The organism is uncultured Kiloniella sp. (assembly GCF_937128705.1).
In the GTDB taxonomy this organism is placed as follows: Bacteria; Pseudomonadota; Alphaproteobacteria; order Kiloniellales; family Kiloniellaceae; genus Kiloniella.
Window position 1 is genome coordinate 1 of the sequence record NZ_CAKZMP010000092.1, and the last position, 4,089, is coordinate 4,089.

At 44.5% G+C, this 4,089-nt stretch carries 6 protein-coding genes; 1 reads left to right on the forward strand and 5 read right to left on the reverse strand.

Annotated features, from left to right (window positions below; all coding sequences use genetic code 11):
* Nucleotides 1-239, forward strand: a 239-nt coding sequence (locus Q0241_RS05580; protein WP_299374383.1) for an EamA family transporter, incomplete at its 5' end; no start/stop codon positions are given.
* 110 nt (nucleotides 240-349) lie between these two features.
* Here the strand turns inward: Q0241_RS05580 and gshB are convergent.
* The 5 genes from gshB to rsmI all read right to left on the reverse strand — a co-directional run.
* Nucleotides 350-1,294 carry a glutathione synthase gene (gshB, locus tag Q0241_RS05585; protein WP_299374387.1) on the reverse strand — a complete coding sequence of 315 codons (945 nt, stop codon included), beginning with the start codon at nucleotides 1,292-1,294 and terminating at the stop codon, nucleotides 350-352.
* Between the two features lie 21 nt (nucleotides 1,295-1,315).
* Nucleotides 1,316-2,227 (reverse strand): tetratricopeptide repeat protein, encoded by a 912-nt coding sequence (locus tag Q0241_RS05590; RefSeq protein WP_299374390.1) that lies wholly within the window; start codon nucleotides 2,225-2,227, stop codon nucleotides 1,316-1,318.
* A gap of 32 nt (nucleotides 2,228-2,259) precedes the next feature.
* On the reverse strand, nucleotides 2,260-2,868 hold the full coding sequence (locus Q0241_RS05595) for a BON domain-containing protein (protein ID WP_299374393.1): 609 nt from the start codon (nucleotides 2,866-2,868) through the stop codon (nucleotides 2,260-2,262).
* 84 nt (nucleotides 2,869-2,952) lie between these two features.
* Nucleotides 2,953-3,330, reverse strand: a complete 378-nt coding sequence (locus tag Q0241_RS05600) for a YraN family protein (RefSeq protein ID WP_299374396.1) — start codon at nucleotides 3,328-3,330, stop codon at nucleotides 2,953-2,955.
* The coding region (rsmI, locus tag Q0241_RS05605) for a 16S rRNA (cytidine(1402)-2'-O)-methyltransferase (RefSeq protein ID WP_299374399.1) at nucleotides 3,331-4,089 on the reverse strand (759 nt) is incomplete at its 5' end.

Below are 4,089 nucleotides of genomic sequence, written 5' to 3' on the forward strand. Positions count from 1 at the left end.
ATTATGCCCTAACGGCTTCTGTGTTGTTGTTTTACTTTTGGTATTGGGGCGTTGCACGTGTCAGCGCCTCAATTGCTGGGGTTTTTACAGCAGTTATGCCTATTTCGGCGGCAGTCACGGGTGTTCTCTTTCTATCCGAGACATTTAATTGGATGCAAGCCGTGGGAATGGCTGCGGTGTTAGCGGCAATTGCTGTGGGTACGATGGGTATTAAAGAATATGAAGCGGCGACTACATAGAAAAGCTTTTGGCAGGTGACTGTAATTCATGCATTGAAAATGAGATGGATCTAACTCAATTCAGAACTATCCCACCCAGTAAGAGATTTTTCACTGGGTGGGATTAATGTTTACCTGTTCAATTTGCGTTCAATTGAATCCCAGATATCAGCTTCGAGTGAAACACCGTTAAAGCGGTTTATTTCCTGAATTCCGGTAGGGGAAGTAACGTTGATTTCTGTCATATAGTCGCCGATGACATCAATGCCGACAAAGATAAGGCCGCGTTCTTTCAGTGTCGGGCCAATAGCGGCACAAATTTCGTGGTCACGTTCTGTCAGGCCGATTGGGTCTGGGCGTCCACCGACATGCATATTGGATCTGGCTTCTCCCTCTGCTGGCACTCGATTAATGGCACCAGCGGGTTCGCCGTCGATCAGGATGATACGTTTGTCCCCTTTGCGAACATCGGGCAGGTACAGTTGCGCGATAATGGGTTCGCGATAATGTTCTTCAAATAGTTCAAACACAGAATTCAGGTTTTCATCATCAGGTTTGATGTGGAAAACCCCTGCACCACCGTTCCCGTAGAGCGGTTTTACAATAATGTCTTTATATTCCGCTCGGAAGGCTTTGATTTCATCCAGATCATTTGTGATCAGGGTTGGCGGCATAAGTTCGGGAAATTCAGCAATGAAAAGTTTCTCCGGACAATTTCTGACCCAGCTCGGGTCATTTACGACAAGTGTCTGGGGATGCACATGATCCAACAGATGCGTCGCAGTAATGTAGGACATGTCAAATGGCGGGTCCTGACGCATAAGGATGACGTCGATGGTGGCTAGGTCAATGGTTTGAACTTGACCGAGAGTAGCATGATTCCCCTGTTCTCGTTTGAACTCTACCGGGCGGCATTTGGCATAAACCTGCGATCCTTTCATGGAAAGATCTTTTGGCAGGTAATGGTACAGTTTATAGCCACGTTTTTGCGCCTCAAGGCCCAAGATGAAAGAGCTGTCGCCATTGATGTCAATGGTTGATACTGGGTCCATCTGGATGGCAACGGAAAGTGTCATGAGGTCATATTCCCTAGTCGATCAGTTCAGTTGTGCTTTCAATTTTTGAAGCATCTGAGACGCTTCCATAAGACCTCTGTGGTCTTCTTCGATAAGTAGATAGTGTTCCAGAGTCTTAATTGCAGCAAGAATGTTATTTAAAAATGCCTGAAGCATACCTGCTTCGTGCCATATAGCAGGCTCATCGGGGGCAATGAGAAGCATTTTTTCCAACACCTCAAGAGCTTTTTCGGGTTCTTCCGCCTGAATCAATCGCACTTTTATATTATTCTGAAGTCGTAAGAGGATATTTCTATTGCTGACGGATTGTGTGAACTCGGCCCTTAGTTCTGCTTGATCACTCAGAAAATTTTTCAAGGTTGCGCGTAACCAAGGCGTATCTCGAATCTTTCCGCGTTCAAAAGGATCGATAATGACATGCTCTTTTTCATATGAAATTCGAATCAAGAAATGTCCGGGAAAATTCAAACCTGCAGCCAATAACGGCTGTTTAAAATTCAAAGAGCGTATAATGTGTAAGTAAAGAATGCCCAGAACAATGGGCAGACCTTTGCGTCGTTCTATCACGGCAATAAGGTTTGCATTATCCAGGCTGTCATATGTTTCTGTATCGCCCTTGTAGCCGTTGATATCATAAAGAACGGTTTCGATGGAATTCAGGATGTCGTTGAGCCCAAGGTTATCTTTGTGCTGCTTTATTTGGATCAAAAGATCTTCGGTCTGTAAAACTAGATTATCCAGATGATCCCTATACCGATCAATGGTATTGGACTGGCGGTCTTGTGCAGCAATTAAAAGGGCTGTTTCAGAAATAGAAATATCATCGTCATTTGTCTGGCCGACATTTTTCAGGTGATGGTTAATATCTGCGTGGGATAGTGATGTCCGGTGCAACATTGAGCTTTTTAATTTTTTAGCGGCGGTAAAAAACAATAATACCGCCGCTTAGGGTCATTTGAACAGGATTATTGTGTCCTAGAGGGATCGTCTTTTAAGGTGACATAGCTGACAACCCGTTTGACGTAGTCGATATCCTTGGCATGCGCGATCACGCGGTTCACTTCCTGTTGATTTTGGGCAATGCCTAGCAGATAAACACTCTGATTAACCGTATCAATATTGTAGTTGATCGAAGTGACCTCTTTGTCGAACAATAGAACTGTTTTTAACTGTGTATTAATCCAGACGTCACGTGCGTAGTCAGTGATGCCGCTGTCATTATTGACTTCGATCTCGTTGATGACTTCGCGAACCCCGGTTGCTTTCCACGCTTCACGTACCGCGATGATACGATGTTCCGGTAGTTCGACATTACCGCTGAGCAATACTTTGCCTTCATTAACCTGAATGTTCACTTTTCTGAAAATGGAGACATTTTCCCGTAAAAAAAGGTCATTTATTTCAAGTTGGATTTGAACATCTGTAACGGCCTTTTGAAAAGATCGTTCTTCTGCTGCAGTATTTGCAGCGACAGCACCAGCACCGATGACGGCGCCAGTTGTGCTACATCCACTCAGTATCGCCATCCCGATTAGGGTAAATGTTAGTCTGAGCGCTATACCCGCCTTGGTCATGGTGAATTACTCCTGTTGATGATCCTAAGTCCTGATCCTAAGCTTTGAGATCTGTACCTAGTGTTTGTGTCTTTTACGGCTTGTTTAGTGAACTTGCCATGCATTTTTAATGTGATAGGGGAAAACTGTGGCGCCAATAAGAACGGCATCAAATCTTTTATCAAAATCCAGATACATAGGGTTTACTCTTAAAAAATATTCTGCTGCATGAATGATGCGTTTTTGTTGTGTCTGGCTAATGGCGTATGAAGCTGTTTCCAGATTATGTCTTTTTTTGACTTCCAAAAAACAAATAAGGGATCTTCTTCTGGCGATCAGGTCGATCTCACCAACTTTGGTTTTATAGTTTCGGGCAAGAATTTGGTACCCCTTGCACCGTAAATACATCGCTGCAATTGTTTCTGCATAGCGGCCTGTCGTATAGCTGTTCTTTTTGGATTTGTTTAAAAAGAAACGGGACATTTAACGATCTTTTGAAAGTTCCAGTGCGCGTTGATAAACTTTCTTTTTAGGCAGGCCAGTGGCTGTACTGACCAAAGCGGCGGCATCCCTGAGTGAATTGTTTTCCAAAGCACTTTTAATCTGATCGTCTAGATCATGTTCGGTGAGTACGTCGGTTTGCGTATTGCTTTGCCCAACAACAACGACGATCTCGCCTTTGGGATTCCCAGCTTCGGCATAGTGTTCTGACAGCTCTTTTAAGGTTCCACGTCGTATTTCTTCAAACTTCTTTGTCAGTTCGCGTGTTACCGCGGCGGGGCGATTACCAAGGACGCTGTACATATCGGCTAAAGAGCCGGCCAAGCGGTGTGTAGATTCGAAAAATATAAGTGTTGAGGGAATCGCAATCAACTCTTTAAGGGCCTTGCAACGAGCACCTGTCTTATTGGGGAGAAAGCCATTAAAGAAAAAACGGTCTGTTGGAAGGCCGGACAATATAAGGGCATTAATAGGAGCCGAAGCACCTGGAATAGAGGTCAAGGTGATACCTTCTTCATGGGCACTATTCGCTAGTTTATATCCCGGATCGGATATTAAAGGAGTTCCTGCATCGGAAACTAAGGCCACGACATTGCCTTTTTTTACCTTTTCAATAAGCTTAGGCCTTACCTTGTCAGCATTATGCTCGTGATAGGCGACCAAGGGGGCTGTAAAGCCAAAGGCTTGGGCAAGCTTTTTGGTGACACGTGTGTCTTCACAGGCGATAAGGTCTGCGGCGGC